Below are 25,228 nucleotides of genomic sequence, written 5' to 3' on the forward strand. Positions count from 1 at the left end.
GGTGACGACAGTCAACGGTACGCGATATCGTCGGGTGCGGGCCCGTGGTCGAGCCCGCCGTGGAGCTCGTGGCCGAGGTCGTGGCCGAGTTCGTCGCCGACCTCGCGGTCGAGCTCGTGGGAGAGAGGACCGGCAATGCCCGCATTCTCGCTCGAACCGGAACAGACCGCCTGGTGTGCCGAGCTGCGCACCCTGGCCGCGCGGCGGCTGCGCCCGCTCGCCGAGAAGGGCGAGCCCGGCCACGTCAACCGTGCCCTCGTCGCGGAGCTGGGCAGGCTGGGCCTGCTGCGCCGTCTGTTCACCTCCGGCGCGCTCGATCTGTGCCTGATGCGGGAGTCCCTGGCGTACGCCTGCACCGAGGCGGAGACGGCCCTCGCCCTCCAGGGCCTGGGCGCCCACCCCGTGCACGCCTACGGCACCGAGGCCCAGCGCACCCGCTGGCTCCCGGCGGTCACCGACGGCACGGCGATCGCAGCCTTCGCCCTGAGCGAGCCGGGAGCGGGCTCGGACGCGGGCGCGCTGAGCCTGGCGGCGGAGGGGGAGGGACGGCTGGGCGACGGTGTGGCGTCATCCGGGTCCGTCGGGCAGCCGGGTGAGAGCTGTGCGGGGCGGGCCGAGCCGCCGGGCCGGCCGGACAGCGGAGCGGCCCCGGCCGGCGCCTACTCGCGACCCGGCGGCGGCCGGGCGGCGTCGGAGCCCGAGGCGCGCCCCGGCGGCGGTGACGCGGCTGCGGCTGCGACTGGGCCCGGACGCTGGGCCGAAGGCGTCGCGGCACACGTGCCGCGTGACTCCGAGCGGCTGACGGGTCGCGCGGACGAGACGGTCGCCGAGGCCGACGGTTCGGGGCGCTGGCGGCTCACCGGGGAGAAGTGCTGGATCTCCAACGCCCCCGAGGCAGACTTCTACACCGTCTTCGCCCGAACGACCCCCGCGGCCGGCGCCCGCGGCGTCACCGCCTTCCTGGTCCCGGCCGACCGCCCGGGACTGAGCGGCAGCCCCCTGGAGATGCTCTCCCCGCACCCCATCGGCGCCCTGCGCTTCGACGCCGTCCCCGTGACCGGCGACGACGTCCTCGGCGAGGTCGACCGCGGCTTCGCCGTCGCCATGGGCACCCTGAACCTCTTCCGCCCCAGTGTCGGCGCCTTCGCCGTCGGCATGGCCCAGGCCGCCCTGGACGCCACCCTTGCCCACACCGCCCGCCGCACCGCCTTCGGCGGCAGGCTGAGCGACCTGCAGGCCGTCTCCCACCAGGCCGCCGAGATGGCCCTGCGCACCGAGGCGGCCCGGCTGCTGGTGTACGCGGCGGCCTCGGCGTACGACGAGAAGGCGCCCGACGTGCCGAAGCGCGCGGCGATGGCGAAGCTGCTGGCCACCGAGACCGCGCAGTTCGTCGTCGACACGGCCGTCCAGCTGCACGGCGCCCGCGCGTTGCAGCGCGGGCACCTGCTGGAGCACCTCTACCGCGAGGTACGCGCCCCGCGCATCTACGAGGGCGCGAGCGAGGTCCAACGCGGCATCATCGCCAAGGAGTTGTACGCCCGTCAGGAGGCCACCGAGTGACCACCGAGCGCATCAACCCGCCCGGGATGTCCCCGCCCGCCGGCTTCTCCCACGCCGTCGTCGCCACGGGCTCCCGGGTGGTCTTCCTCGCCGGACAGACCGCCCTGGACGCCGACGGCAAGGTCACCGGCGCGACGCTGCCCGAGCAGTTCGCACGGGCGCTGGCCAACCTGCTCACCGCGCTGCGGGCGGCGGGCGGCACCCCGGCCGACCTCGCCCGCGTCACCGTCTACGCCACGGACGTCGCCGACTACCGCACCCACGCCGCCGAACTCGGCCGCATCTGGCGGGCCTCGGCGGGCCGCGACTACCCGGCGATGGCGGTCGTCCAGGTCGCACGCCTGTGGGACGAGGAAGCCCTCATAGAACTGGACGGCTTCGCGGTCCTACCGTGACGCCCGCCCGCGCGGCACCGACGGCGGAGTGCGCCGTCGCCCGGGCGGGGCCGGCCCCGGCCCGGGCGAGCTGTGAGCCAAGGCCCCCGGCGGGTGCGCGCCCGGCCTGGGCGAGCCGACAACGCGGCGCACCGCCCGCCGGCGAAAGCGGCCTACCTCAACCAGCTGCGGCCAGGCCCCCCGGAGGGACCGGGCGACCTGGGCAAGTGAGAACGCCAGGGGCCGGGGAGCACTCTCCCCGGCCCCTGGCCGCGCCCGCAGGCCTCTGGCCTGACCCGCCCCCTGGGCCCGGCGCCCGGGCCGGGGGCCCCGGTTCGGGTATCTGGCCCGCGCTACCGGCCCCAGCTGCCGACCCGGGTCTCTGGCCCCCGGCTCCGACCCCACCGGCCCCGGCCTGGGGCCCCTGACCAGGCCTCGGACCGCGGCCCTCTGCCCCCCGGCAGGGGCACCCGTGCACAGGGCCCGCGTCGCCCGCCCACCCCAGGCAGGTGCCGCGCCCGCGGACCCGGGGGGTACGCAGACCCCGGACCCGGGTCCTGCGCAGACCCCCGACCCGCGTCGTACGCGGCCCCCGGAGCCGCGGGCGTGCGCAGCCCCTGCAGGGGTCACGCTGCCGGGGTGAGGTGGGTTGTCAGGGGGCGGTGGGGGGCGATGGGGTGGCCGTCGGGGCGGAGTTCGCCGGTGTCGTCGAAGACGATCGTGCCGTCGCACAGCAGGGTCCAGCCCTGCTCGGGGTGGGCGGTCACGACGTGTGCGGGGCGGCCGTCGGCCGCGGGGCACGAGGAGCGGTGGGAACACATGGCGCACCTCCACGCGATGAGGCCGGTCGGGTGACCGTCCGTACCGCTCGACCATGCGCCCGCCGGACCGCGCCCGCCAAGGCCGGGCCTGGAAGCGTGACAGCCCTACGACATACCGGGGACCGTCCCGCGACGGCCGGTGCCGGACGAAGACGCGCAGACGGCAGAGGGGACACCACCCGCAAAGCCGCGGGACGCGCCACCGAAGGGGTGACGATCACGCGCGCGGGCGCACCGGGCCGGTACCAGTGGAAACCCCCACCTCAGGAGGTTTCCGATGACCCTGTCCCCGTCCCCACTGCGCCGCACCTCGCTGCGCACCGTCCTCGGTACGGCGGCCGCCGCGCTGGCCCTGCTGGCCGCGGCCCCCGCCGCCCCGGCCGCGGCCGACCCGTACGAGACGATCACCGTCGACCCGGTCGGCCGTATCACCGCCGACGGCACCGTCACCCTGTCCGGCACCTACAGCTGCCTCGGCAGCTCCGGCCCGGTCTTCATCAGCGCCGCCGTCTCCCAGAGCGCGCCGGCCGACGGCCCGTACGCCTCCACGATGCGTTACGGCATCGGCGGCACCCGTGCCGTCTGCGACGGGGCCGAGCACACCTGGCAGAACACCGGCAAGGTCGCCACCGACGCCCTGCGCCCCGGCGCGGCCCACGTCGAGACCACCGTGCTGGAGCTGCGCCCCCAGGGCGGTCTCCCGCTGCCCCGTTTCCACGCGGCCCGTCAGCAGGACATCACGCTGACGCAGGTCTGACCGCCCGCCGCCCCGGCGGAGCACCCGGGTACGCCGGTGCCCCGGCGTGAGTCCCGCCGGGGCATCGGTCGTCTGTGCGTCTCGGGGCGCCCGGGCCCGGTGGACGGGCTCAGCGGGCGAACGGGCTCAGTAGTCGATCCGGTCGGCCTTGGCCAGCCACGCGTCGAACGGCGCCGTACGGTTCGGCAGGTCCAGGTGCTCGACCCGGGTCGGCCACTTCGCCTGCGGCTGCTTCTCGAACAGGTCGTAGAACTTGCGGTCGTCGAAACCGGCCACCGCGGCGTCGTGGCGGTCGGCGGAGTAGACGATGGCGTCGACGCGCGCCCACAGGGCGGAGGAAAGACACATCGGACACGGCTCGCACGAGGTGACCAGGATGCAGCCGGCGAGCGAGAAGTCGCCCAGTTCCTTGCAGGCGGCCCGCATCGCGCTGACCTCGGCATGAGCCGTCGGGTCAAGAGAGGCGGTGACCTGGTTGTTCCCGAGGGCGACGATCTCGCCGTCCTTGGCGACGAGCGCGCCGAACGGGCCGCCGCCGTTCGCGACGCTGTTGGTGGCCAGGCTGATCGCCTCTTCCATCCAGGCGCGCTTGAGGTCCTGGATGCTCGTTTCCTGAATGTGCGCGGTCACGGCCACTCCTTTTCGGATGCGGTGGGAACAGATGGGGCAGTCCGAAATGACCATCGCATTGCGGGTGCCGATCGGATCTACGACGCGTTGCAACTCGTGTCAGGAGTACACCGCCAATCAAGGGGTGTCAGCTAGGGGTGGAAGGCACGAAGACCCCGCAGGCTGAGGCGGGGTCTTCGTAGACTTCTACAAGTGCTGTGCACCCGGAAGTCGTCCTCCGTGTGGCTGTTGTTCCACCGGACGCCCGGTGCGGCAAAAACCGAAAGGAGCCACGAAGTGGCTCCTCGGGTGGCAGTCGGGACCGCTGGACGGCGCTCTCAGTGGCCGCTCAGCGGCCTTCCTTCTCGAACGTCAGCAGGAGGTCCGCGGCGACGCTCACCGCGATCGTGGCGGGCTCCTTGCCCGTGATCTCGGTCAGCCCGATCGGCGTCTTGATCCGGTCGATCGTGGCGTCGTCGTGGCCGCCCTCGGTGGACAGCCGGTGCCGGAACCGCGCCCATTTGGCGGACGACCCGATCAGCCCGATCGAGCCGAGCCCCTCGGTGCGCAGCGCGGCGTCGGCCAGCGCGGCGTCCTCGGCGTGGTCGTGCGTCATGATCAGGACATGGGTGCCGGGCGCCAGCTCCGCCAGCACTTCCTCCGGGAGCAGCGGGATGTGGTGCACATGGACCTGCGCCACCGCGTCCGCGAGCAGCACGCCGAGCCGTTCGTCGGTGAGCATGTCGGCGCGGGTGTCGGTCAGATGCAGATCCAGGTTGTGGCGGGCCAGGATGCGGGCCAGTTCCAGCCCCACATGGCCGATGCCGAAGATCGCCACCGCCGGCACCACCGGGAGCGGTTCGAGCAGCACGGAGACGGCTCCGCCGCAGCACTGCACGCCGTGCCGGCTGGTGACCTTGTCGTTGAGCTTGAAGTCCATCAGCTCCGGCTCCGCGTCGGGCGTGCCGATCAGCTCGCGCGCCCGGTCGATCGCGACCGCCTCGATGTTGCCGCCGCCGATGGAACCCCAGGTCTCGGACTGTCCCACGACGAGTTTGGCGCCGGCCTTGCGTGGTGCGTGACCGCGCACGGTCGCGACGGTCACGAGCACACCGGGTTCCCGGTGGGCTCGCAACCGCGCGACCGCGGCCACCCAGGTCATGTCAGGCATTGCTCAGAGCGTTGACACCGGCACGGACCGTGTGGCTGTCGCGGACCTCGCCGTCGAGCTTGGCGACGCCGCCCCGCTGCGCGTCGCCCTTACGGGCGTTCTCGATCGCCCAGTACACGGCCTCCGGCGTCGCGGGGGACGCGAGGTCCACACTGATGCCGGCCGGGCCGAACGCCGCCGCGGCCTGCCGCAGCGCCTCGCGCACCGAGAACGCCAGCATCAGCGGGGGCTCACCGACCGCCTTGGAGCCGAACACCGCGCCTTCCTCGGTGGCGTTCTCCAGCAGCGTCACGTTGAACTCCTCGGGCATCTCCGAGAAGCTCGGCAGCTTGTACGTGCTCGCCGCCTGGGTCAGCAGCCGGCCCCGGTTCGGACCGTCACTGGTGTCCCAGCGCAGGTCCTCCAGCGTCAGCCAGCCGGCGCCCTGCACGAAGCCGCCCTCGACCTGACCGATGTCGATCAACGGGGAGAGGCTGTCACCGACGTCGTGCACGATGTCCACGCGCCGGATGCGGTAGGCGCCGGTGAAACCGTCGACCTCCACCTCGGTCGCGGCCGCGCCGTGCGCGAAGTACTTGAACGGCGAGCCGCGGAACGACTTGGCGTCCCAGTGCAGCCCCTCGGTGCGGTAGTAACCGGCCGCCGACAGCTGCACCCGCTGGAAGTACGCGGTGTGCACCAGGTCGTCCCAGGCCAGTTCCTTCTCGCTGCCGAGCGCGCGGGCGACGCCCTCGACGATGCGGACGTCCGAGGCGTTCGCACCCAGCTGGGAGGCGGCCACCTGCAGCAGCCGCTCGCGCAGCTGCTCGCAGGCGTTCTTGATCGCACCGCCGTTGAGGTCCGCGCCGGAGCTGGCCGCGGTGGCCGAGGTGTTGGGCACCTTGTCGGTCCGCGTGGGCGCGAGCCGCACCTTGTGCAGCGGGATGCCCAGCGTGGTCGCGGCCACCTGCAGCATCTTGGTGTGCAGGCCCTGGCCCATCTCGGTGCCGCCGTGGTTGATCAGGACCGAGCCGTCCTTGTAGATCAGCACCAGCGCGCCGCCCTGGTTGAAGGCGGTGAGGTTGAACGAGATGCCGAACTTGATGCCGGTGATCGCCAGCGCCCGCTTGGTGTGCGGGTGCGCGGCGTTGAAGGCGGCGATCTCGCGCTTGCGGTCGGCGATGCCGGCCTCGTCCAGCACCTGATGCCAGACGGTGGAGATCCGCTCGGGCTGCGTGACCGGCTGGCCGTACGGCGTGGTCTGGCCCTGGCCCGGCTGGTAGAAGTTGCGCTCCCGCAGCTCCAGGGGGTCCAGGCCGAGCAGCGGCGCGCAGCGGCCGAGGATGTCCTCGATCACCAGCATGCCCTGCGGTCCGCCGAAGCCGCGGAACGCGGTGTTGGAGACCGTGTTGGTCTTGGCGATGCGACCGGCGACCCGCGCGTTGGGGATCCAGTACGTGTTGTCGATGTGGCACAGCGCGCGGGCCAGCACCGGCTCGGACAGGTCCAGGCTCCAGCCGCCGTCGGCGACGAGGGTGGCGTCCAGCGCCTGGATACGGCCGTCCGCGTCGAAGCCGATCTTCCACGTGGCGTGGAACCCGTGCCGCTTGCCGGACATGGTCAGGTCCTGCGTGCGGTTCAGCCGGAACCGGACGGGCCGGCCGGTCAGCTTGGCGCCGAGCGCGGCGATGGCCGCGAACCCGTGCGGCTGCATCTCCTTGCCGCCGAAGCCGCCACCCATCCGCAGGCACTGCACGGTGACCTCGTGGGCGGGCACACCGAGCACGTGGGAGACGATCTCCTGGGTCTCCGACGGGTGCTGGGTGCTGCTCTGGATGAAGATCTGCCCGTTCTCGTCGACCTGGGCGAGCGCCGCGTGCGTCTCCAGGTAGAAGTGCTCCTGGCCGGCGAACTGGAACTCACCGGTGAACACGTGCGCCGAGTCGGCGAAACCGGCGTCGATGTCGCCGGCCTCCATCACGGGCTGCGCTCCGTGGTAGCTGCCGGCCGCCATCGCGTCCTGCAGCGTGACCAGGGCGGGCAGCTCGTCGAGCTCCACCTCGACGGCCGCGGCACCGAGCCGGGCGGCCTCCAGGGTCTCGCCGAGCACCCAGGCCACGGCGTGGCCGTGGAACATGACCTCGTCGGGGAACAGCGGCTCGTCGTGCTTCATGCCGGCGTCGTTGACGCCGGGCACGTCGGCCTTGGTCAGCACGCGCACCACACCGGGCACGGCGAGGGCCGGCTCGGTGTTGAGGGCGATGATCTGGCCGTGGGCCTTCATCACCTGGACGGGGTAGGCGTGCAGCACGTCCTTGGTGCGGTGGACCAGGTCGTCCGTGTAGAGCGCGGTGCCGGTGACGTGCAGGTTCGCGCTCTCGTGCGGCATGGAGACGCCGACGACCGGCTTTTCGGGACGCTCGGACAGATGGCTCATGACGACACCGCCTCGGGGGTCTGTGCGTGCAGCTTCAGCAGGCTCTGGCCGAGCATCGCGGAACGGTAGAGGGAGCTGGCGCGATGGTCGTCCATCGGCGTGCCCTCACCGCGCAGCACCTTCGCCGCGGCCTCGACGGTCTCGGTCACCCACGGCTTGCCCTCCAGGGCAGCCTCGGTGGCGAGGGCACGGATCGGGGTGGCGGCGACGCCGCCCAGGCCGATGCGTGCCTTGCGGACGACGCCGTCCTCGATGTCGAGGGCGAAGGCCACCGCCACGCTGGAGATGTCGTCGAAGCGCCGCTTGGCGATCTTGTGGAAGGCCGTGACGGGCGACAGCGGCAGCGGGATGCGCACCGCGCGGATCAGCTCGCCGGGACGGCGCACGCTCTGCCGGTAGCCGGTGAAGTACTCGGCCAGCGGGACGACGCGCTCGCCGTCGGCGTCCGCGAGCACCAGCGACGCCTCCAGCGCGAGCAGCACGGGCGGGCTGTCACCGATGGGGGAGCCGGTACCGAGGTTGCCGCCGAGCGTGGCGCTGTTGCGGATGAGGCGGGAGGCGAACTGCGGGAACAGCTCGGCCAGCAGCGGGACGGTGCCGTCGAGACGGCGCTCGATCTCGGTGAGCGTCTGCGCGGCACCGATCTCGATGTGGTCGGGCTCGACACGCAGCTCCCGCAGCTCGGGCAGGCGGTCGACGGCGACCACGAACCCGGCCCGGCGGGAGCGGATGTTCACCTCCACGCCCCAGTCGGTGCTGCCGGCGACCACGACGGCGTCGGGGCGCTCGCGCAGCACCCGCACCGCGTCGGCCAGCGTGGCCGGCCGCACGAAGGTGCTGTCGTCCTGGGCGTACTCGGTGGCGACCGGCTCCGGCGGGGCCTGCTCGCGACGCTGCGCCAGCGGGTCGTCCTCGGTGGGCTCGCCGACGGCGAACGCGGCGTCGCGGATGGGGCGGTAACCGGTGCAGCGGCACAGGTTGCCGCTCAGGGAGTGCAGGTCGAAGCCGTTCGGACCGTGCTCGGCGTCGGTGCCCTCGGCCGCGTCGGAGTCCGTGTGGTGCGCGCAGCGGTCGGGCCGGTAGTACTCGGCGGCCATGCTGCACACGAAGCCCGGCGTGCAGTAACCGCACTGGGAACCGCCGCGGACCGCCATCTCCTCCTGCACCGGGTGCAGCGTGGGCGGCGTACCCGGCTCACCGGGGGTGGCGAGGCCCTCGGAGGTGACGATCTCCTGACCGTCCAGGGCCGCGACCGGCACCAGGCAGGCGTTGACCGCCACCCAGTCGGTGGGCTTGTTCACGCCGGGACGGGCCACCAGGACCGAACACGCACCGCACTCGCCCTCGGCGCAGCCTTCCTTGGTGCCGGTGAGGCCACGGTCCCGGAGGAAATCAAGAACCGTCGTGTGGGGTGCGGCCGGGGAAATCGGAGTGGTCTCCCCATTGACCGTGATCCGCGCCGCTACCATGGCACATCCTCATTTCGGAGCGCGGTCGTACAGATGATGCTAGTCGCCATTTCAGGGCTTTCTCTTTCGGCGGCGAAGCTGAAGCGTAAGAACCCGCAGCGGAAATCAGCACGCGCAGACGTGCCGCAGGCGGGTGAAGACATCAGAAGGCACCGGGGCCGCTAACGGGCACGCCGGGGAAGAAGGCTGTTCAGCAGCCGTGTGCTACGCGACCCGGGACCCAGACGGTCCGCTGGGCGAGGCGATGCAGGTCGGAGATGATCGACATCCGACTTCGCCTCCTTCCAGCAGTTTCTCAAGTCGGTTCGTTCGAAAATACGATGCGCCGGGCCGGTCGGTCAAGGGTCCGAGTACAGGGATCCGCACAGCTCACGAGGTGTCCCAGAGGGCCGTCCGGGTGCGGCTGCGGGAGGCGCTGCGGCGGCCCATCCGCCCAAAGGGCTCGCACATGCCAGAGCGCATGGATGCGGCGCGCCGCAAGTGCGGTCCGTGCGTGAGCGCGGATACGAGGCCGTACGACTATGACGTCGGCGGCGCGTCCACACCTGACCGAGGCGGCGGAAATCGTCACCGCGCGCGGTGCGGACGGAAGAAATCCTCTCTCCACCGCTTGTGGCTGGAATCCCTGTTCCTCTCCTCCCACGCTGAGCCGTGGTCGGCCCCGACGCCCCGACGGCCGGGGCCGGGCCGGCATGCCGACGACGGTGGAGAGGAACCCCGATGACCGCTGAGCGTGTGCTGACGCCGACTCCCGCGCCGTACCGATGGCGGTGGCCGGCGCTCACCGCCCTGCTGCTCGGTGAGGCGATGAACCTGCTGGACGCGACCATCGTGCAGGTCGCCGCACCGAAGATCCATGCCGACCTGGGCGGTTCGGTCTCCGGCATCCAGTGGTTCACGACCGCCTATACGCTGCCGTTCGCGGTGCTGCTGATCACCGGTGGGCGGCTGGGCGACATCGCCGGCCGCAAGCGGCTGTTCGTGCTCGGTGTCACCGGATTCATGGTCGCCTCCGCCGCCTGCGCCCTGGCGCCCACGGTGGGGCTGCTGATCACCTTCCGGGCCGTGCAGGGAGCCGCGGCGGCCGTGATCATTCCCCAGACCATCGGCCTGATCAAGACGATGTTCTCCGGCCCCGAGATGTCCAGGGCGCTGGGCAGCATCGGTCCGGTGATGGGCCTCGCCGCCGTCTGCGGGCCGGTGCTCGGCGGTCTCCTCACCCACGCCGACCTGTTCGGCTCCTCGTGGCGGGCGGCCTTCCTGGTGAACGTCCCGGTGTCGCTGCTCGTCCTCGCGATCTCGCCCCGGCTGAGGGAGAACCGCGCCCCCCAGCGCCCCACCCTCGATGTGGCCGGCACCCTGCTGGGCATGGCCGGGATCGGTCTGGTCGTGTACCCGCTGATCGGCGCCGACCTGACCGCCCTGTCCGGGTGGAGCTGGGCGGCCATCGCGGCCGGACTGTGCCTGATGGCCGTGTTCGCCGTGCACCAGCGCGCGGTGGCCGCCGCCGGGCGCAGCCCGCTCGTGGAGCCCGGCCTGTTCGCCCACCGCGGCTTTCCGGCCGCGCTGGTGACGTCGACCTTCTTCTTCGCGGTCACCAACGGTCTGATGATGGTCGTCGTCCTCCAGCTCCAGCTGGGTCTGGGCACCGATGTGCTGAAAGCGGGCCTGACGCTCGCGCCGTGGTCGGTGGGTCTGGCCGTCGCCTCCTGGGTGGCCGGCGCGCACCTGGTCAGGCGCTACGGGCACCGCATGATGAGCCTCGGACTGGCCGTCCTCCTGGTGGGCGCGCTGGCCGCCATCGCCGTCTATCACGCGGCGGACCCGCACATGTACCCGACGCAGCTGCTGTTGGCGCTCGGGGGCGTGGGGATCGGAGTCGGTCTGTTCAGCCCGGCGTTCTTCACCATCGCCCTGCAGCCGCTGCGGCCTCAGGAGATCGGCTCGGCCGCGGGCCTGCTCAACGCGGTCCAGCAGCTCGGTGCCACCCTCGGGGTCGCCGTCCTGGGCAGCGTCTACCTCGGCAGCGCCGGCGACGGCGGTGCCCCGGGCGCCCTGCACGCCGTCCAGGTCGCGTTCTGGGTCGCCGTCGCGCTTCTCGTGGCCGGTTTCGCGACGAGCCGGATGATGGCGGAAAGGACCGCACCGGCCGAGCCGGGAGCGTGACACCAGCCGAGCCTTCCCCCGTGCGTGCGGCGGCCTGCGGGCCGCCGCTTCGGCGTGCTCGCGGGCCAGGGCCACCAGCCGTCACACGCGGGGGCGGACCGGTGCGGTCGGTCGTCTGAACCGGGTCAGATCCGCGATGACAGGGCTCGACGCCTTCAGGTTCTGCAGGACCGGGGTGGTCTCGAGGGCGTGGACGGCGTCGAGTGAGCCCAGCCGCCGGGTCAGGTAGTGGTGCAGGTCGGCGGGGTCACGGCACAGGGCCTGGGCCACCAGGTTGGTGGGGCCCGTGGTCGCGGCCACGTAGGCCAGTTCGTCGTGAGTCGCCAGGGTCGTCGCCACCCTCTCCAGATGCGCGGGGCTCACCGACATCCACAGCAGCGCCCTCGTGTTGACCCCGAAGTGCCCGGTGTCGACCTCCACGTCGAAGAAGATCGCGCCGCCCGCCCGCAGATCGGCGAGCCGGCGCGCCACCGTGACCGGCGACCAGCCGGTCGCCTGCGCCAGCTCCGCGTGGGTGGCACGCCCGTCCTTCTGCAGAGCGAGAAGCAAGTCGGCGTCGGCATCGACGAGTTGGCGCGGCACCGGCACATAGCTGGTGTCGGCCGCCCCGTGCTCGCGCAGGATGTGCTGCTGTTCCTCGTCGAGCGTGTCGGCGCTGCGGCGCCAGTTCGTCGATCCACCCAGGTAGGTGTGGAGGATGCAGTGCGCGGACACGGCGGTGATGTTGTTGGTGCGCGGAATGTCGCGCAGCAGCAGGGAGTTGCCCGCGCCGCCGTCGGTCGGCGTGTGGATGATCGCGACGATCTCGGTGCCGCCGGAGGCGAGTTTCACCCACGAGGTGTCCTGCCTGCGGGCGAGGGCGTAGGCGAGGTCCTGCGCGGAACCGGCCGCCGCGGTGAGCCGGACGAGCCACTGTGTCCGACCCGCCTGATGGGGGTCCGGCAGCCCCACCACCCGTAAGGACGCCTCGGTGCGCAGCCGGCGGTAGCGGCGGGCGACGGTCTGCGGGGAGACGTCGAGGGCGGTGGCGATCCGGCTGAAAGGCGCGCGGCCGTCGATGTGCAGCGCGTGGATCAGGGCACGGTCCAGGTCATCCAGCATGCGCACATCCTTCAGTACGCACTGGACAGCTGAGGGGCCGCCCGCGCAACACCCGGTCCGCTCACCCCATGGCGAAGGCGCCGCCACGGCCCTCACCGGCCCCGTGGTCACGCGGCACGGCAGGGCAGTGGCGACGCCTCCCTCTTCGACGGCCTTCAGGGGTCCTTCGACGGCCTTCAGAGGTCCTTCGACGGCCCTCAGATGTCCCGGAAGATCTCGATCTGTGCGCCGATCGAGTTCAGGCGTTCCGCCAGGTCCTCGTAACCGCGGTTGATGACGTACACGTTGCGCAGGACCGACGTGCCCTCCGCCGCCATCATCGCCAGCAGGACGACCACCGCGGGGCGCAGGGCCGGCGGGCACATCATCTCGGCGGCGCGCCAGCGCGTCGGGCCCTCGACCAGGACCCGGTGCGGGTCGAGCAACTGCAGGCGCCCGCCGAGGCGGTTGAGGTCCGTCAGGTAGATGGCCCGGTTGTCGTAGACCCAGTCGTGAATGAGGGTCTTGCCCTGCGCGGTGGCCGCGATCGCCGCGAAGAACGGGACGTTGTCGATGTTCAGGCCCGGGAACGGCATCGGGTGGATCTTGTCGATCGGCGCCTCCAGCTTGGAGGGGCGCACGGTCAGGTCCACCAGCCGGGTCCGGCCGTTGTCGGCGAAGTACTCCGGCGTACGGTCGTGGTCGAGGCCCATCTCCTCCAGGACCGCCAGCTCGATCTCCAGGAACTCGATCGGGACGCGGCGCACCGTCAGCTCGGACTCGGTGACGACGGCCGCTGCCAGCAGGCTCATCGCCTCGACCGGGTCCTCGGACGGGGAGTAGTCGACGTCGACGTCGATGTCCGGCACACCGTGCACGGTGAGCGTCGTGGTGCCGATGCCCTCGACCCGCACGCCCAGCGCCTCCAGGAAGAAGCACAGGTCCTGGACCATGTAGTTGGAGGAGGCGTTGCGGATGACGGTCACGCCGTCGTGGCGCGCGGCGGCGAGCAGCGCGTTCTCGGTCACCGTGTCGCCGCGCTCGGTCAGCACGATCGGGCGGTCCGGGCGCACGGAACGGTCGACCTGGGCGTGGTACTGACCCTCCGTCGCCGCGATGTCCAGACCGAACCGGCGCAGCGCGATCATGTGCGGTTCGATGGTGCGGGTGCCGAGGTCGCAACCGCCCGCGTAGGGAAGCTTGAAGCGGTCCATGCGGTGCAGCAGCGGACCGAAGAACATGATGATGGAGCGGGTGCGCACGGCGGCGTCGGCGTCGATGGCGCCCATGTCCAGCTCGGCCGGCGGCGCGATCTCGAGGTCGACGCCGTCGTTGATCCAGCGGGTGCGCACACCGATGGAGTTGAGCACCTCCAGCAGGCGGTACACCTCCTCGATCCGCGCCACCCGGCGCAGCACCGTGCGGCCCTTGTTGAGCAGGGACGCGCACAGCAGGGCCACACAGGCGTTCTTGCTCGTCTTGACGTCGATGGCTCCCGACAGCCGGCGGCCGCCGACGACCCGCAGGTGCATCGGGCCGGCGTAACCGAGCGAGACGATCTCGCTGTCCAGCGCCTCACCGATGCGAGCGATCATCTCAAGGCTGATGTTCTGGTTGCCGCGCTCGATGCGGTTGACGGCGCTCTGGCTGGTTCCGAGCGCCTCGGCGAGCTGCGTCTGCGTCCAGCCACGGTGTTGCCGGGCGTCACGGATGAGCTTGCCGATGCGTACGAGGTAGTCGTCTGCCATGAGGTTGAGGTTATCTCAGATATGAGATGGCGCTCGTCGGGGGGTCCATTCGGGTGAGTCGCATGACGGCCCGTCAAGACCGCCTGGGCGATGGGCGCCCGGCATCCGAAAGATACGGGCAAATCGCCCGATGTTCTGATGACACCCTTCATGCGGCATGGAACCCCGGTCCGTACGGGCCCCTCTCTTCCCCCGAAAGGGGGACACAGATGAACATCCAGTTGCGGCGGCTCGCCGTCGCCGCGGCGCTCGCCTGCTGCTGCGCGCTGACCTCGTGCGGCACGGAGCGCGCGGGCGGGCCCGCGGTCGCCGCCTCGCCGGCGTCACCGCGCCCGTCCACGTCCGACACGTCCTGCGACCCGCAGGTCCCGGAGAACACCGACGAGGAGGGCGGCCAGACCCTCCCGGACACGACCTCGGACGACCAAAGCGGTGGCCAGACCCTCCCGGACGCGACCTCGGACGACCAAGGCGGCCAGACCCTCCCGGACACCACGTCGGACGATCAAGGCGGTGGCCAAACCCTCCCCGACACCACCTCCGACGACCAGGGCCCGCCCCCGGTGGACACCGAGGAGGACGGGGACCTCTCGGACCGCTGGTACTCCATGACCCGTGAGTTCCTCGCCTATCTGAGGACGAGCGCGCCGAAGGCGGATGCCGCCCTCGCCGCCCGTGTGCACAGCGTGAGCGTCTGTACGACCCAGGGCGGCGCCCGCACCCTCGCCAGGGTCCGGGCCGACTACGACGTGGGACAGCAGGACCCGCTCGACCGCACCGCCCGGGTGTTCGCCCACTGGCGGAAGTCCCTGTACGGCGACCACGGCCATGTGGAAGTCCTGGCCCCGGCCAAGATGACCGCCGAGCTCGACTGGTAGCGGTCCCGGCGAGGTGCGCGATGCCCGGCCCCCGGCCTGGGTCGGGCATGACCAACCAGCGCCCATGTACTACTGTTATCTCGACATCGAGATATCTGCCGAGGCGCACCGTAGCCGCCACTCCAGTAAGGCGACCCTAACTTAGTCTGACCTTACCGGACGGCCAAGCCGGCGTGGCGGCACGATTGACGGTGGTACGCGCACATCAATGAAGGAGACTGTCGTGTCGGCGAACAGCTTCGACGCCCGCAGCACACTGCAGGTGGGCGACGAGTCGTACGAGATCTTCCGGCTGGACAAGGTCGAGGGCTCCGCGCGCCTTCCCTACAGCCTGAAGGTGCTGCTGGAGAACCTCCTCCGCACCGAGGACGGCGCGAACATCACCGCCGACCACATCCGCGCGCTCGGCAACTGGGACTCGCAGGCCCAGCCGTCGCAGGAGATCCAGTTCACGCCGGCCCGCGTGATCATGCAGGACTTCACCGGTGTGCCGTGTGTGGTGGACCTCGCGACCATGCGTGAGGCCGTGAAGGAGCTGGGCGGCGACCCGGCGAAGATCAACCCGCTCGCCCCGGCCGAGCTGGTCATCGACCACTCCGTCATCGCCGACAAGTTCGGCACGAACGACGCCTTCAAGCAGAACGTCGAGCTGGAGTACGGCCGCAACAAGGAGCGCTACCAGTTCCTGCGCTGGGGCCAGACCGCCTTCGACGAGTTCAAGGTCGTCCCGCCCGGCACCGGCATCGTCCACCAGGTGAACATCGAGCACCTCGCTCGTACGGTCATGGTGCGTAACGGCCAGGCCTACCCCGACACCCTGGTCGGCACCGACTCGCACACCACCATGGTCAACGGCCTCGGTGTGCTGGGCTGGGGCGTCGGCGGCATCGAGGCCGAGGCCGCCATGCTCGGCCAGCCGGTCTCCATGCTGATCCCGCGTGTCGTCGGCTTCAAGCTGACCGGCGAGCTGCCCACCGGCACCACCGCCACCGACCTCGTGCTCACCATCACCGAGATGCTCCGCAAGCACGGCGTGGTCGGCAAGTTCGTCGAGTTCTACGGCGAGGGCGTCGCCGCCACCTCCCTGGCCAACCGCGCCACCATCGGCAACATGTCGCCGGAGTTCGGCTCCACCGCCGCGATCTTCCCGATCGACGACGAGACCCTGAACTACCTGCGGCTGACCGGCCGCTCCGACCAGCAGGTCGCGCTCGTCGAGGCGTACGCCAAGGAGCAGGGCCTCTGGCTGGACCCGAAGGCCGAGCCGGACTTCTCCGAGAAGCTCGAGCTGGACCTGTCCACGGTCGTCCCGTCCATCGCCGGCCCGAAGCGCCCGCAGGACCGCATCGTCCTCGCCGAGGCCGCCCAGCAGTTCGCCAAGGACGTCCTCAACTACGTCGACGCCCCCGTCGCCCAGACGGCCGCCACCGCCTCTCCGGTCGACGAAGCCAGCGCCGAGTCGTTCCCGGCCTCCGACGCTCCGGCCTACGGCCACGAGGAGAACGGCGCGGGCGCCCCGCAGCATGGCCAGGGCACCGGCGCCGTACCGTCGAACCCGGTCCAGGTGACCGCCCCCGACGGCACCACCTACGAGCTGGACCACGGTGCGGTGACGGTCGCGGCCATCACCTCCTGCACCAACACCTCCAACCCGTACGTCATGGTCGCCGCCGCGCTGGTGGCGAAGAAGGCGGTCGAGAAGGGCCTGACCCGCAAGCCGTGGGTCAAGACCACCCTCGCCCCGGGCTCGAAGGTCGTCACCGACTACTTCGACAAGGCCGGTCTGACGCCGTACCTCGACAAGGTCGGCTTCAACCTCGTCGGCTACGGCTGCACCACCTGCATCGGCAACTCCGGCCCGCTGCCGGAGGAGGTCTCCAAGGCCGTCAACGACCACGACCTCGCCGTCACCTCGGTCCTCTCCGGCAACCGGAACTTCGAGGGCCGTATCAACCCCGACGTCAAGATGAACTACCTGGCGTCCCCGCCGCTGGTCGTCGCGTACGCCATCGCGGGCTCCATGAAGGTGGACATCACCCGTGAGGCCCTGGGCACCGACCAGGACGGCAACCCGGTCTTCCTGAAGGACATCTGGCCCTCCGAGGCCGAGGTCAACGACGTCGTGGCGAACGCCATCGGCGAGGACATGTTCAACAAGTCCTACCAGGACGTCTTCGCGGGCGACGCCCAGTGGCAGTCGCTGCCGGTCCCGACGGGCAACACCTTCGAGTGGGACGCGGAGTCCACCTACGTCCGCAAGCCCCCGTACTTCGAGGGCATGACGATGGACCCGGCCCCGGTCGAGGACATCACCGGCGCCCGCGTCCTGGCCAAGCTGGGCGACTCGGTCACCACCGACCACATCTCCCCGGCCGGTGCGATCAAGGCCGACACCCCGGCCGGCAAGTACCTCACGGAGCACGGCGTCGAGCGCCGCGACTTCAACAGCTACGGCTCGCGCCGCGGCAACCACGAGGTCATGATCCGCGGTACGTTCGCCAACATCCGCCTGCGCAACCAGATCGCGCCGGGCACCGAGGGCGGCTACACGCGTGACTTCACGCAGGACGGCGGCCCGGTCTCCTTCATCTACGACGCCTCGCAGAACTACCAGGCCGCCGGCATCCCGCTGGTCGTCCTGGCGGGCAAGGAGTACGGCTCCGGCTCGTCCCGCGACTGGGCCGCCAAGGGCACCGCGCTCCTCGGCGTCAAGGCCGTCATCGCCGAGAGCTACGAGCGCATCCACCGCTCGAACCTCATCGGCATGGGCGTCCTGCCGCTGCAGTTCCCGGAGGGCCAGTCCGCCGAGTCCCTCGGTCTGACCGGCGAGGAGACCTTCTCCTTCTCCGGCGTCACCGAGCTGAACGACGGCACCACGCCGCGCACGGTCAAGGTCACCACCGACACCGGTGTCGAGTTCGACGCGGTCGTCCGCATCGACACCCCCGGTGAGGCGGATTACTACCGCAACGGCGGCATCATGCAGTACGTGCTGCGCAGCCTGATCCGCAAGTAAGCGGCAGGGCGGCTGACGAGAGGGCCGCATCCCCGGCGTCGGGGGTGCGGCCCTCCGCCGTGCGCGCCCGAGGTCATCCGGCCCTCAGCCGGAGCACAGGCTTCCCCCGGCGGACCGGCACGGACCTGAGTCCTCACCCCCCGGTTTCGGGCCCGCTCGGGAGGCCCGGCCTGAGTCCTCTGAACCCCGTTCCCCGCCTCTGGGCCACCGCAGCCCCGCCTGAACCCTCACTCCCCGAGCAACGCCGTGGGGTCCGGCACTGCCAGCTCGGCCCAGATCACCTTGCCGTGCGGCGTGTACCGGGTGCCCCAGCGCTCGGCCAGCTGCGAGACCAGGAACAGGCCCCGGCCTCCCTCGTCGGTCGTCGCGGCATACCGCAGATGCGGCGAGGTGCTGCTGCCGTCGGCCACCTCGCAGATCAGCGTGCGGTCATGGATCAGCCGCACATGGATCGCATCGGAGCCGTAGCGGATGGCGTTGGTGATCAGCTCGCTCAGCACGAGTTCCATCCCGAAGCCCAGCTCCGACAGGCCCCACTCCGCGAGCTTGTCGGACACGGCGAGGCGCATCCCGGACACGGCTGCCGGGTCGCGGGGGACGTCCCAGTCGGCGACGTTCTCCGCCGGGAGCGCCCGGGTGCGCGCGATGAGCAGGGCGACATCGTCCTCGGGGTGCTCGGGCAGCAACTCGTCCAGGACCGCCTGGCAGCTCTCCTCCGGCGGCCGGCCGGGGTGCCCCGCCAGCGCCAGGCGCAGCAGCTCCATCCCCTCGTCCAGGTCACGCGTGCGGTCCTCGATGAGGCCGTCGGTGTACAGGACGAGCTGACTGCCCTCGGCCAGCTCCAGCTCGGCCGTCCGGAACGGCAGGCCGCCGAGGCCCAGCGGCGGTCCGGCCGGCACGTCGGGGAAGACGACGGTGCCGTCCGGCGAGACCAGCGCGGGCGTCAGGTGCCCGGCTCGGGCCATGGCGCAGCGGCGCGTCACGGGGTCGTAGATCGCGTACAGGCAGGTGGCGCCCACGATCTCCCCGGCCCTCTCCGGGCAGGCCTCGTTCTGGTCGATGCGGCTGACCAGCTCGTCCAGATGGCTGAGCAGCTCGTCGGGCGGCAGGTCGAGCGTGGAGAAGTTGTGCACCGCGGTGCGCAGCCGGCCCATCGTCGCCGCGGCGTGCAGGCCATGTCCGACCACGTCGCCGACGGCCAGCGCCACCCGGCTGCCCGGCAGCGGGATGACGTCGAACCAGTCGCCGCTCACGCCCGACTGGGCGGGCAGGTAGCGGTAGCCGACATCGAGAGCGCTCTGCTCGGGCAGGGCCCGCGGCAGCAGGCTGCGCTGGAGGGTGACCGCCACGACGTGCTCGCGGGTGTACCGGCGGGCGTTGTCGATGCTGACCGCGGCACGGGCCACCAGCTCCTCCGCCAGGGACAGCTCCTCCTCGTCGAAGGGCTCCCCTTTGGAGCGCCAGAAGTTCGCCATGCCGAGCACGACACCGCGGGCCCGGATCGGGGCGGCGACGAGCGAGTGGATGCCGTAGTCGAGGATCTGCCGGGTCCGTTCCGGGTCCTGTGCCTGCCAGCCCTCCGCGTCCGACAGGTCGGTCACCAGCTCGGAGCGGCCGGAACCGTAGCCGCGTGCCTGGGGTGTGGACGGCCGGAAGTCGATCAGCCGGCCCTGTTCGTACAGCGGATGGTCGTCCTGGATGCCGCTGACGGCGACGCGGCGCATGTCGGTCGCGGTGGGAGCCGGCTCCTCGCCGTGCAGCACGGCGTCGGCCAGGTCCACGGTGACGAAGTCGGCGAACCGGGGGACGGCGACCTGCGCCAGCTCGTCCGCCGTGCGGACCACGTCGAGGGTGGTGCCGATGCCCAGGCCCGCGTCGTACAGCAACTCCAGCCGCTCGCGTGTGACCTCCGCCCGGCCGGACACCGCCCGCAGCTCGGTGGAGTCCCGGAGCGTCACCACGGTGCCCCTGGGGCCTCCGACGCGGTCCATGGGCCGCTGGTTGACCGCCAGCAGGCGTCCTCCGGCGAAGAGCACCTCGTCGCTGGCCTCACGCCCCGACCGGAGCAGCTCCGCCGTCGCCGGGTCGAGGCCCGGCAGGTCCCGCACATACTGTCCCTCGGCCTGGCCGGGCAGCTCCAGCAGGCGCTTGGCCTCGTCATTGGCGAGCAGCAGCCGCCCGTCCTCACCGACGATGAGGACGCCCTCCCGCACCGAGTGCAGCACCGTGTCATGGTGCTCGTACATGCGGGTCATCTCGTCCGGACCCAGGCTGTGGGTCTGCCGCCGCAGCCTCCTGCCGACCAGCGCGGTACCGCCGGTCGACACCACGAGCGCTCCGGCACCGGCGGCCAGGATGATCGGCAGCTGCCGGTCCACCTGGCTGGTCACGTTGCGCACCTTCAGCCCGGCGGAGATGAGGGCGACGACGTGGCCGTGGGCGTCGTCGATGGGGACGGTCGCCTGCACCTCGTGGCCGAGCGGGCCGTGGACGCTTTCCGTGTAGACCTTCCCGGCCAGCGACGGCCCGATGGCACCCACGAACCGCTTTCCTATCTTGCTCGGGATGGGATGGGTGTAGCGGATGCCCTTGGTGTCCATGACCACGATGAAGTCGACGCCCGCGGACTTGCGTCCCGCCTCGGTGAGCGGCTGGAGCAGCGTGGACGGGTCGCGGGTGCGCAGTGCCTGCACGATGCCGGGCGAGTGCGCGAAGGTCTGCGCCACGGCTACGGAACGGCGCTTGGCCTCCGTGCTGGTGTCCCGTTCCGACTGCAGGACGAGAGCGATGACGCCGCAGACCACGAGCAGGACCACCAGCGGCACCTGAAGGAGGAAGACCTGCCCGGCGACGCTGCGAGGGCTCCTGCCGCCCATGGCACGACGTGGCGTGATCCTGAATCGGGCAAATCGGTCCGACATGCGGCATTTGTAGCACCGGTGGATGCCCGTGACTATGCCGGTCCAGGAGATGGACGCATCTCTCGGCGCCGCATATGCCTCAGAGTCTCTTTTCGTCACAGGAGTCACACCAACACCTGCGCGCGGAGCCGGGGGTGGGGGGTCGTACTCGGGGCGGACCGGGTGGAAGGCGCCGCGGGTGCGAACAGAGTGGCTTGTGTGATCGGTGGTGCTCGACAACGTTGTCTTATGGTCTGTACATGACTTTACTGTGTCAACCGACAACGGTGTCAACCCACTTGCGGTACCCGGCCGTGCGCCTGCGCGGGCGTACGCGGTATTCCGTGGTACCAGTGGCGCACGCTACTGTCCCTGCGGCTTGTGCGACCGGTGGTGCGCGACCCGTCCGTAAGGAGGAAGGGCCGCGTCATGCGCTTTCGACCCATGTCCCTGCTGCTGGCCGCTCTGCTCGCGACCGGCGGCGCCGCCCCCGCCCTCGCGGCGACCGCCGCTCCCCCCGACCTCGTCGATGACCCCACGCCCTATGTCGATCCGCTGATCGGCACCAAGAACGGCGGCAATGTCTTCCCGGGCGCCGTCGTGCCCTTCGGCATGTTCTCCTTCAGCCCCGAGAACACCCGCGGCGACGCCACCAGGACCGCCGCACCCGGCGGCTACCTGTACGACGCCACCCGCATCCGCGGCTTCAGCCTCACCCACATGTCCGGCACCGGCTGCGCGGGCGGCAGCGGCGACATCCCGTTCTTCCCGTACGCCGGAGAGGTCACCTCCTCCCCGGCGAGCGACACCAAGGACGCGGTGTACGCCGCCGGCTTCCGGCACGAGGACGAGCGCGCCGAGCCCGGCCACTACCGGGTCGGCCTGGACTCCGGCGTCACCGCCGACCTCACCGCCACCCCCCGCACCGGCTCCGCCCGCTTCACCTTCCCCGCCGGCAAACCCGCCTCGCTCCTCGTGCGCACTGCCAACTCCGAGGTGGGCTCGACCGGTTCGACCGTCGAGATCGACCCGGCGAGCCGTACCGTCTCCGGGTCCGTCACCTCCGGGAACTTCTGCGGCTACCTCGACCCGGAGGGCCGGCGTTCGTACTACACCCTGTACTTCACCGCCCGCTTCGACCGGCCCTTCGAGACCACCGGCACCTGGCAGGACGACCAGCTGAGCCCGGGCTCCCGCAGCGCCTCCGGCTCCACCGGCGGCTTCGCGCACGGCGGCCGGCCCGTCGCCGGCAAGGGCGCCGGCGGCTATGTGCAGTTCCCGCCCGGCACCGGCGAGGTGAACGTCAAGGTCGGCATCTCCTACGTCGGCCGCGCCGGCGCCGAGGCCAATCTGGCCGCCGAGAACCCGCCCGGCCGCTCCTTCGACGCCGTCCGCGACGCCGCCCACCGTGCCTGGCGAAGCCGCCTCGGCGCCGTCCGGGTCGGCGGCGGCGCCGACGCCGAGCGCACCACCTTCTACACCGCGCTCTACCACGCCCTGCTGCACCCCAACGTCATCGACGACGCCGACCGCAGATACCGCGGCCCCGACGGCCGCGTGCACACCGTCGCAGCCGGCCACCGCGCCCAGTACGGCACCTTCTCCGGCTGGGACGTCTACCGCGGCCAGGTCCAGCTGCTCACCCTGCTCGATCCGCGGATCGGCTCGGACATCGCCCAGTCCCTGTACGAACTGGCCCGGCAGAACGGCGGCGTCTGGGACCGCTGGCTGCACGGCGCGGCCGGCACCCACGTCATGAACGGCGACCCCTCGGCGCCCGCCCTGGCCGGCATCCACGCCTTCGGCGGCACGCGCTTCGACCTCGACGGCGCGCTGGAGTCCCTCGTCCGGGCCGCCACGGTGCCGACCGGGCAGGACCTGTCCGCCGCCGGAAAGCCCGTGCTCTCCGTCGGCCAGCGCCCCTCCCTCGACAAGTATCTGAAGCTGCACTACATGCCGTCGGTGTCCAACGCCTGGGGTGGCGCGGCCGAGACCCTGGAGATGTCCACCGCCGACTTCGCGCTCTCCCAGCTCGCCGCAGCCGCGGGGGAGCGGGACACCGCGGCCGCCTTCGCCCGCCGCGCCCAGTGGTGGCAGAACAACTTCGACATCGCGGCCCACGGCAGCGACGGCTACATCGCCGACCGCAGGGCCGACGGCAGCTGGGTCACCGGCTTCACCCCGGCCACCGGCACCGGCTTCGTGGAGGGCACGGCCGCCCAGTACACCTGGATGGTCCCGCACGACCCCGCCGGTCTGTTCGCCGCGATGGGGGGCCGGGACCGGGCCGTGCAGCGCCTCGACACCTTCTTCCACACCGCCGACGGCGGATGGGCGTTCACCGGGGCCGGCGGTGAGAAGTCCGAGCTGGACAACGAACCGTCGGTCAACGTGCCCTACCTGTACGCCTATGCGGGCGCGCCCTACAGGACCCAGGAGACCGTGCGGGCTGCGATGCGGCAGCTCTGGTCGACGGAGCCCGGCGGCATCCCCGGCAACGACGACCTCGGCGCGATGTCGTCCTGGTACGTCTTCTCCGCCCTCGGCATGTACCCGCAGGTGCCCTCCCGCGCCGAACTGGTCCTCGCCTCGCCGCTGTTCGAGCGCATCGAGATCCACCGCCCCTACGGCAACGACATCTCCGTGCGCGCCCGGGGCGCCGCGGCCGACGCCCCGTACGTCCACTCCCTGCGCGTCGACGGGCGCGGCAGCGAACGGCCGTGGCTGCCCGCGTCCTTCGTCCAGCGGGGCGGACACCTCGACTACACGCTGTCCCCGACCCCGGACCGCACCTGGGGGAGCGACCCGGCCGACGCGCCGCCGTCCTTCCGGGAGGGGGAGCAGCCGTACCAGATCGGCGTCGGGCCGACCACGGCGACGATCCCGCCGGGCGGCAGTATGACGACGACCGTGCGGGCCGTGGCGCTGAACGGCGGCAGCGGACCCGACGTGCGCTTCCGCGTCGAGACCCCGGACGGCGTCACCGCCACCCCGGCCGAGGGCACGGTCACCTCCGGCGCCCAGGAAATCACCCTCACCGCAGGGGCGGACACCGCGCAGGGCTTCTACGACGCGCGGATCACGGTGACCTCCGACGGCACGGCGTACCGGCAGCCGGTGACGCTGACCGTGGCCGCGCCCGGCAGCCTGCTCGCCGCCTACGACACCATCGGCGTCTCCGACGACACGGGCGACCACGCCGAGGCCGACTACGACGGCGGCGGCTGGAGTTACTCACGCCAGGCCCTGGCCGCGGCGGGCCTCACCCCGGGCGCCGAGCGCAGCGTGGCCGGGCTGACCTTCACCTGGCCCGGCTCCCCGGCCGGCCGCCCCGACAACGCCTCCGCGGCCGGCCAGACCCTTCGGCTGCCGTCCTCCGCGGCCCGGCTGTCCTTCGTCGGCAGCGCCGTCAACGGCAACCAGCAGGCGAAGGCCAATGTCACGTACACCGACGGCACCACCGGCACGGCCGATCTGGCCTTCACCGACTGGACCGTCGGCGGCGGGGGCGGCACCGTCCAGTACGGCAATGAGGTCGTCGCCCGCACGGCGTACCGCAACGTCGCCGGCGCCGACCGCGACCCGGTGGCGACGTACGTCTTCGCCACCGAGCCGTTCACGGCGCCCGACGGCAAGCGCATCGCCTCCGTGACCCTCCCGAAGAACACGGACCTGCACGTGTTCACGCTGGCCGTCGGCTGAGGCGGGGGCCTGAGTATCCGTACTCAGGCCCCGTAGCCGCCGTTCGGGAAAGCTGGCGGCATGAACACCGTCCGCACACGGATCCGCCCCGTGCTGCCCCGCCTGGTCGGCGTGGCGGTCACCGGGGCGGTTCTGGCCCTGGGGGCCGAGCAGTTCAGGGCCTGGACCGACCGGCGCAACAGCCGGGAGTGCGGGGGTACCGACAGCCTGTGCGTCACCTGGTGGGGTCTGGCGTTCGTGCCGCTCACCGTCATGGTGGCCGTAGCCGTGCTGGTGACCGTCTACAAGGCGCTGGACATCCGACCGCGCCTGGTGATCGTCCCGCCGACCGTGTTTCTGGCGCCGGTGCCGCTGGCCGCCGCCCAGACGCTCGCCGGTCCGGGCGCCGTCGTCCTCACCGGCGGGCTCTGGTGCTCCGCCCTCGCCCTCGCCGTCTGGGACCGCTACCGGGTCCTGGCGCTGTCGACCGCGGCGGCCCTCCTGCTGGCGGCCCTCGTGCAGCTGTACGGCTGACCGTGGGACGGCCGGCACCGATGCCCGAGGCCGGTGCCGGCCGTACCG

Annotated in this window: 16 protein-coding genes; 8 read left to right on the forward strand and 8 right to left on the reverse strand. The window is 71.7% G+C overall.

Annotated elements, in window-relative coordinates; translation table 11 throughout:
- The first annotated feature begins 135 nt into the window (after positions 1 to 135).
- Together ACZ64A_RS00795 and ACZ64A_RS00800 are read left to right on the forward strand one after the other, a co-directional pair.
- Positions 136 to 1,560 carry an acyl-CoA dehydrogenase family protein gene (locus ACZ64A_RS00795; RefSeq protein WP_469807294.1) on the forward strand — a complete coding sequence of 475 codons (1,425 nt, stop codon included), beginning with the start codon at positions 136 to 138 and terminating at the stop codon, positions 1,558 to 1,560.
- A complete protein-coding gene (locus ACZ64A_RS00800) occupies positions 1,557 to 1,955 on the forward strand; it encodes a RidA family protein (protein WP_469807296.1) in 399 nt (132 codons plus the stop codon). Before ACZ64A_RS00795 ends, ACZ64A_RS00800 begins: the two co-directional genes overlap by 4 nt.
- A gap of 605 nt (positions 1,956 to 2,560) precedes the next feature.
- On the opposite strand, the gene ACZ64A_RS00805 is transcribed toward ACZ64A_RS00800, so the two are convergent.
- Positions 2,561 to 2,755 (reverse strand): DUF5999 family protein, encoded by a 195-nt coding sequence (locus tag ACZ64A_RS00805; RefSeq protein WP_469807298.1) that lies wholly within the window; start codon positions 2,753 to 2,755, stop codon positions 2,561 to 2,563.
- 277 nt (positions 2,756 to 3,032) lie between these two features.
- Here ACZ64A_RS00805 and ACZ64A_RS00810 point away from each other — a divergent pair, with 277 nt between their 5' ends.
- Positions 3,033 to 3,512 carry a DUF6299 family protein gene (locus tag ACZ64A_RS00810; RefSeq protein ID WP_469807299.1) on the forward strand — a complete coding sequence of 160 codons (480 nt, stop codon included), beginning with the start codon at positions 3,033 to 3,035 and terminating at the stop codon, positions 3,510 to 3,512.
- A gap of 126 nt (positions 3,513 to 3,638) precedes the next feature.
- On the opposite strand, the gene ACZ64A_RS00815 is transcribed toward ACZ64A_RS00810, so the two are convergent.
- From ACZ64A_RS00815 to ACZ64A_RS00830, 4 genes are all read right to left on the reverse strand, one after another.
- Positions 3,639 to 4,091, reverse strand: coding sequence for a nucleoside deaminase (locus ACZ64A_RS00815; protein WP_469809014.1), 453 nt, complete (start codon positions 4,089 to 4,091; stop codon positions 3,639 to 3,641).
- A 379-nt stretch (positions 4,092 to 4,470) separates the two neighbouring features.
- Positions 4,471 to 5,283 (reverse strand): xanthine dehydrogenase accessory protein XdhC, encoded by an 813-nt coding sequence (gene xdhC, locus ACZ64A_RS00820; RefSeq protein WP_469809016.1) that lies wholly within the window; start codon positions 5,281 to 5,283, stop codon positions 4,471 to 4,473.
- A 1-nt stretch (position 5,284) separates the two neighbouring features.
- Positions 5,285 to 7,708, reverse strand: coding sequence for a xanthine dehydrogenase molybdopterin binding subunit (gene xdhB, locus ACZ64A_RS00825; RefSeq protein WP_469807300.1), 2,424 nt, complete (start codon positions 7,706 to 7,708; stop codon positions 5,285 to 5,287).
- On the reverse strand, positions 7,705 to 9,177 hold the full coding sequence (locus ACZ64A_RS00830) for a xanthine dehydrogenase small subunit (RefSeq protein WP_469807302.1): 1,473 nt from the start codon (positions 9,175 to 9,177) through the stop codon (positions 7,705 to 7,707). Before ACZ64A_RS00830 ends, xdhB begins: the two co-directional genes overlap by 4 nt.
- Before the next feature lie 720 nt (positions 9,178 to 9,897).
- Between ACZ64A_RS00830 and ACZ64A_RS00835 the strand changes: the two genes are divergently transcribed.
- A complete protein-coding gene (locus ACZ64A_RS00835; RefSeq protein WP_469807303.1) occupies positions 9,898 to 11,343 on the forward strand; it encodes an MFS transporter in 1,446 nt (481 codons plus the stop codon).
- Between the two features lie 81 nt (positions 11,344 to 11,424).
- Here ACZ64A_RS00835 and ACZ64A_RS00840 read toward each other — a convergent pair whose 3' ends face one another.
- Together ACZ64A_RS00840 and ACZ64A_RS00845 are read right to left on the reverse strand one after the other, a co-directional pair.
- Positions 11,425 to 12,444 (reverse strand): Lrp/AsnC family transcriptional regulator, encoded by a 1,020-nt coding sequence (locus ACZ64A_RS00840; protein ID WP_469807304.1) that lies wholly within the window; start codon positions 12,442 to 12,444, stop codon positions 11,425 to 11,427.
- A gap of 197 nt (positions 12,445 to 12,641) precedes the next feature.
- Positions 12,642 to 14,171 carry a helix-turn-helix domain-containing protein gene (locus ACZ64A_RS00845; RefSeq protein ID WP_469807305.1) on the reverse strand — a complete coding sequence of 510 codons (1,530 nt, stop codon included), beginning with the start codon at positions 14,169 to 14,171 and terminating at the stop codon, positions 12,642 to 12,644.
- Positions 14,172 to 14,380: 209 nt separating this feature from the next.
- On the opposite strand from ACZ64A_RS00845, the gene ACZ64A_RS00850 reads away from it, so the two are divergent.
- Complete coding sequence (locus ACZ64A_RS00850) at positions 14,381 to 15,049, forward strand: hypothetical protein (RefSeq protein WP_469807306.1); 669 nt, start codon at positions 14,381 to 14,383, stop codon at positions 15,047 to 15,049.
- A 223-nt stretch (positions 15,050 to 15,272) separates the two neighbouring features.
- Entirely contained in the window at positions 15,273 to 18,065 is a 2,793-nt protein-coding gene (locus ACZ64A_RS00855; protein WP_469807307.1) for an aconitate hydratase, read from the forward strand.
- 227 nt (positions 18,066 to 18,292) lie between these two features.
- Here the strand turns inward: ACZ64A_RS00855 and ACZ64A_RS00860 are convergent, their stop codons facing one another.
- Positions 18,293 to 20,941, reverse strand: coding sequence for a SpoIIE family protein phosphatase (locus ACZ64A_RS00860; RefSeq protein ID WP_469807308.1), 2,649 nt, complete (start codon positions 20,939 to 20,941; stop codon positions 18,293 to 18,295).
- A 453-nt stretch (positions 20,942 to 21,394) separates the two neighbouring features.
- Here ACZ64A_RS00860 and ACZ64A_RS00865 point away from each other — a divergent pair, with 453 nt between their 5' ends.
- Both ACZ64A_RS00865 and ACZ64A_RS00870 read left to right on the forward strand, forming a co-directional pair.
- Complete coding sequence (locus ACZ64A_RS00865) at positions 21,395 to 24,667, forward strand: GH92 family glycosyl hydrolase (protein ID WP_469807309.1); 3,273 nt, start codon at positions 21,395 to 21,397, stop codon at positions 24,665 to 24,667.
- A gap of 60 nt (positions 24,668 to 24,727) precedes the next feature.
- Entirely contained in the window at positions 24,728 to 25,180 is a 453-nt protein-coding gene (locus ACZ64A_RS00870; RefSeq protein WP_469807310.1) for a hypothetical protein, read from the forward strand.
- Positions 25,181 to 25,228: the final 48 nt, after the last annotated feature.

The organism is Streptomyces sp. NPDC104814 (assembly GCF_055583185.1).

Bases quoted from the DNA above. Each gene is read 5' to 3' on its own strand.
- ACZ64A_RS00815 (WP_469809014.1), bottom strand. From the start codon at position 4,091: ATGGAAGAGGCGATCAGCCTGGCCACCAACAGCGTCGCGAACGGCGGC.
- ACZ64A_RS00850 (WP_469807306.1), top strand. From the start codon at position 14,381: ATGAACATCCAGTTGCGGCGGCTCGCCGTCGCCGCGGCGCTCGCCTGC.
- ACZ64A_RS00835 (WP_469807303.1), top strand. From the start codon at position 9,898: ATGACCGCTGAGCGTGTGCTGACGCCGACTCCCGCGCCGTACCGATGG.
- ACZ64A_RS00795 (WP_469807294.1), top strand. From the start codon at position 136: ATGCCCGCATTCTCGCTCGAACCGGAACAGACCGCCTGGTGTGCCGAG.
- ACZ64A_RS00830 (WP_469807302.1), bottom strand. From the start codon at position 9,177: ATGGTAGCGGCGCGGATCACGGTCAATGGGGAGACCACTCCGATTTCC.
- ACZ64A_RS00810 (WP_469807299.1), top strand. From the start codon at position 3,033: ATGACCCTGTCCCCGTCCCCACTGCGCCGCACCTCGCTGCGCACCGTC.
- xdhB (WP_469807300.1), bottom strand. From the start codon at position 7,708: ATGAGCCATCTGTCCGAGCGTCCCGAAAAGCCGGTCGTCGGCGTCTCC.
- ACZ64A_RS00865 (WP_469807309.1), top strand. From the start codon at position 21,395: ATGCGCTTTCGACCCATGTCCCTGCTGCTGGCCGCTCTGCTCGCGACC.
- ACZ64A_RS00840 (WP_469807304.1), bottom strand. From the start codon at position 12,444: ATGCTGGATGACCTGGACCGTGCCCTGATCCACGCGCTGCACATCGAC.
- ACZ64A_RS00870 (WP_469807310.1), top strand. From the start codon at position 24,728: ATGAACACCGTCCGCACACGGATCCGCCCCGTGCTGCCCCGCCTGGTC.
- ACZ64A_RS00845 (WP_469807305.1), bottom strand. From the start codon at position 14,171: ATGGCAGACGACTACCTCGTACGCATCGGCAAGCTCATCCGTGACGCC.
- ACZ64A_RS00805 (WP_469807298.1), bottom strand. From the start codon at position 2,755: ATGTGTTCCCACCGCTCCTCGTGCCCCGCGGCCGACGGCCGCCCCGCA.
- xdhC (WP_469809016.1), bottom strand. From the start codon at position 5,283: ATGACCTGGGTGGCCGCGGTCGCGCGGTTGCGAGCCCACCGGGAACCC.
- ACZ64A_RS00860 (WP_469807308.1), bottom strand. From the start codon at position 20,941: ATGGGCGGCAGGAGCCCTCGCAGCGTCGCCGGGCAGGTCTTCCTCCTT.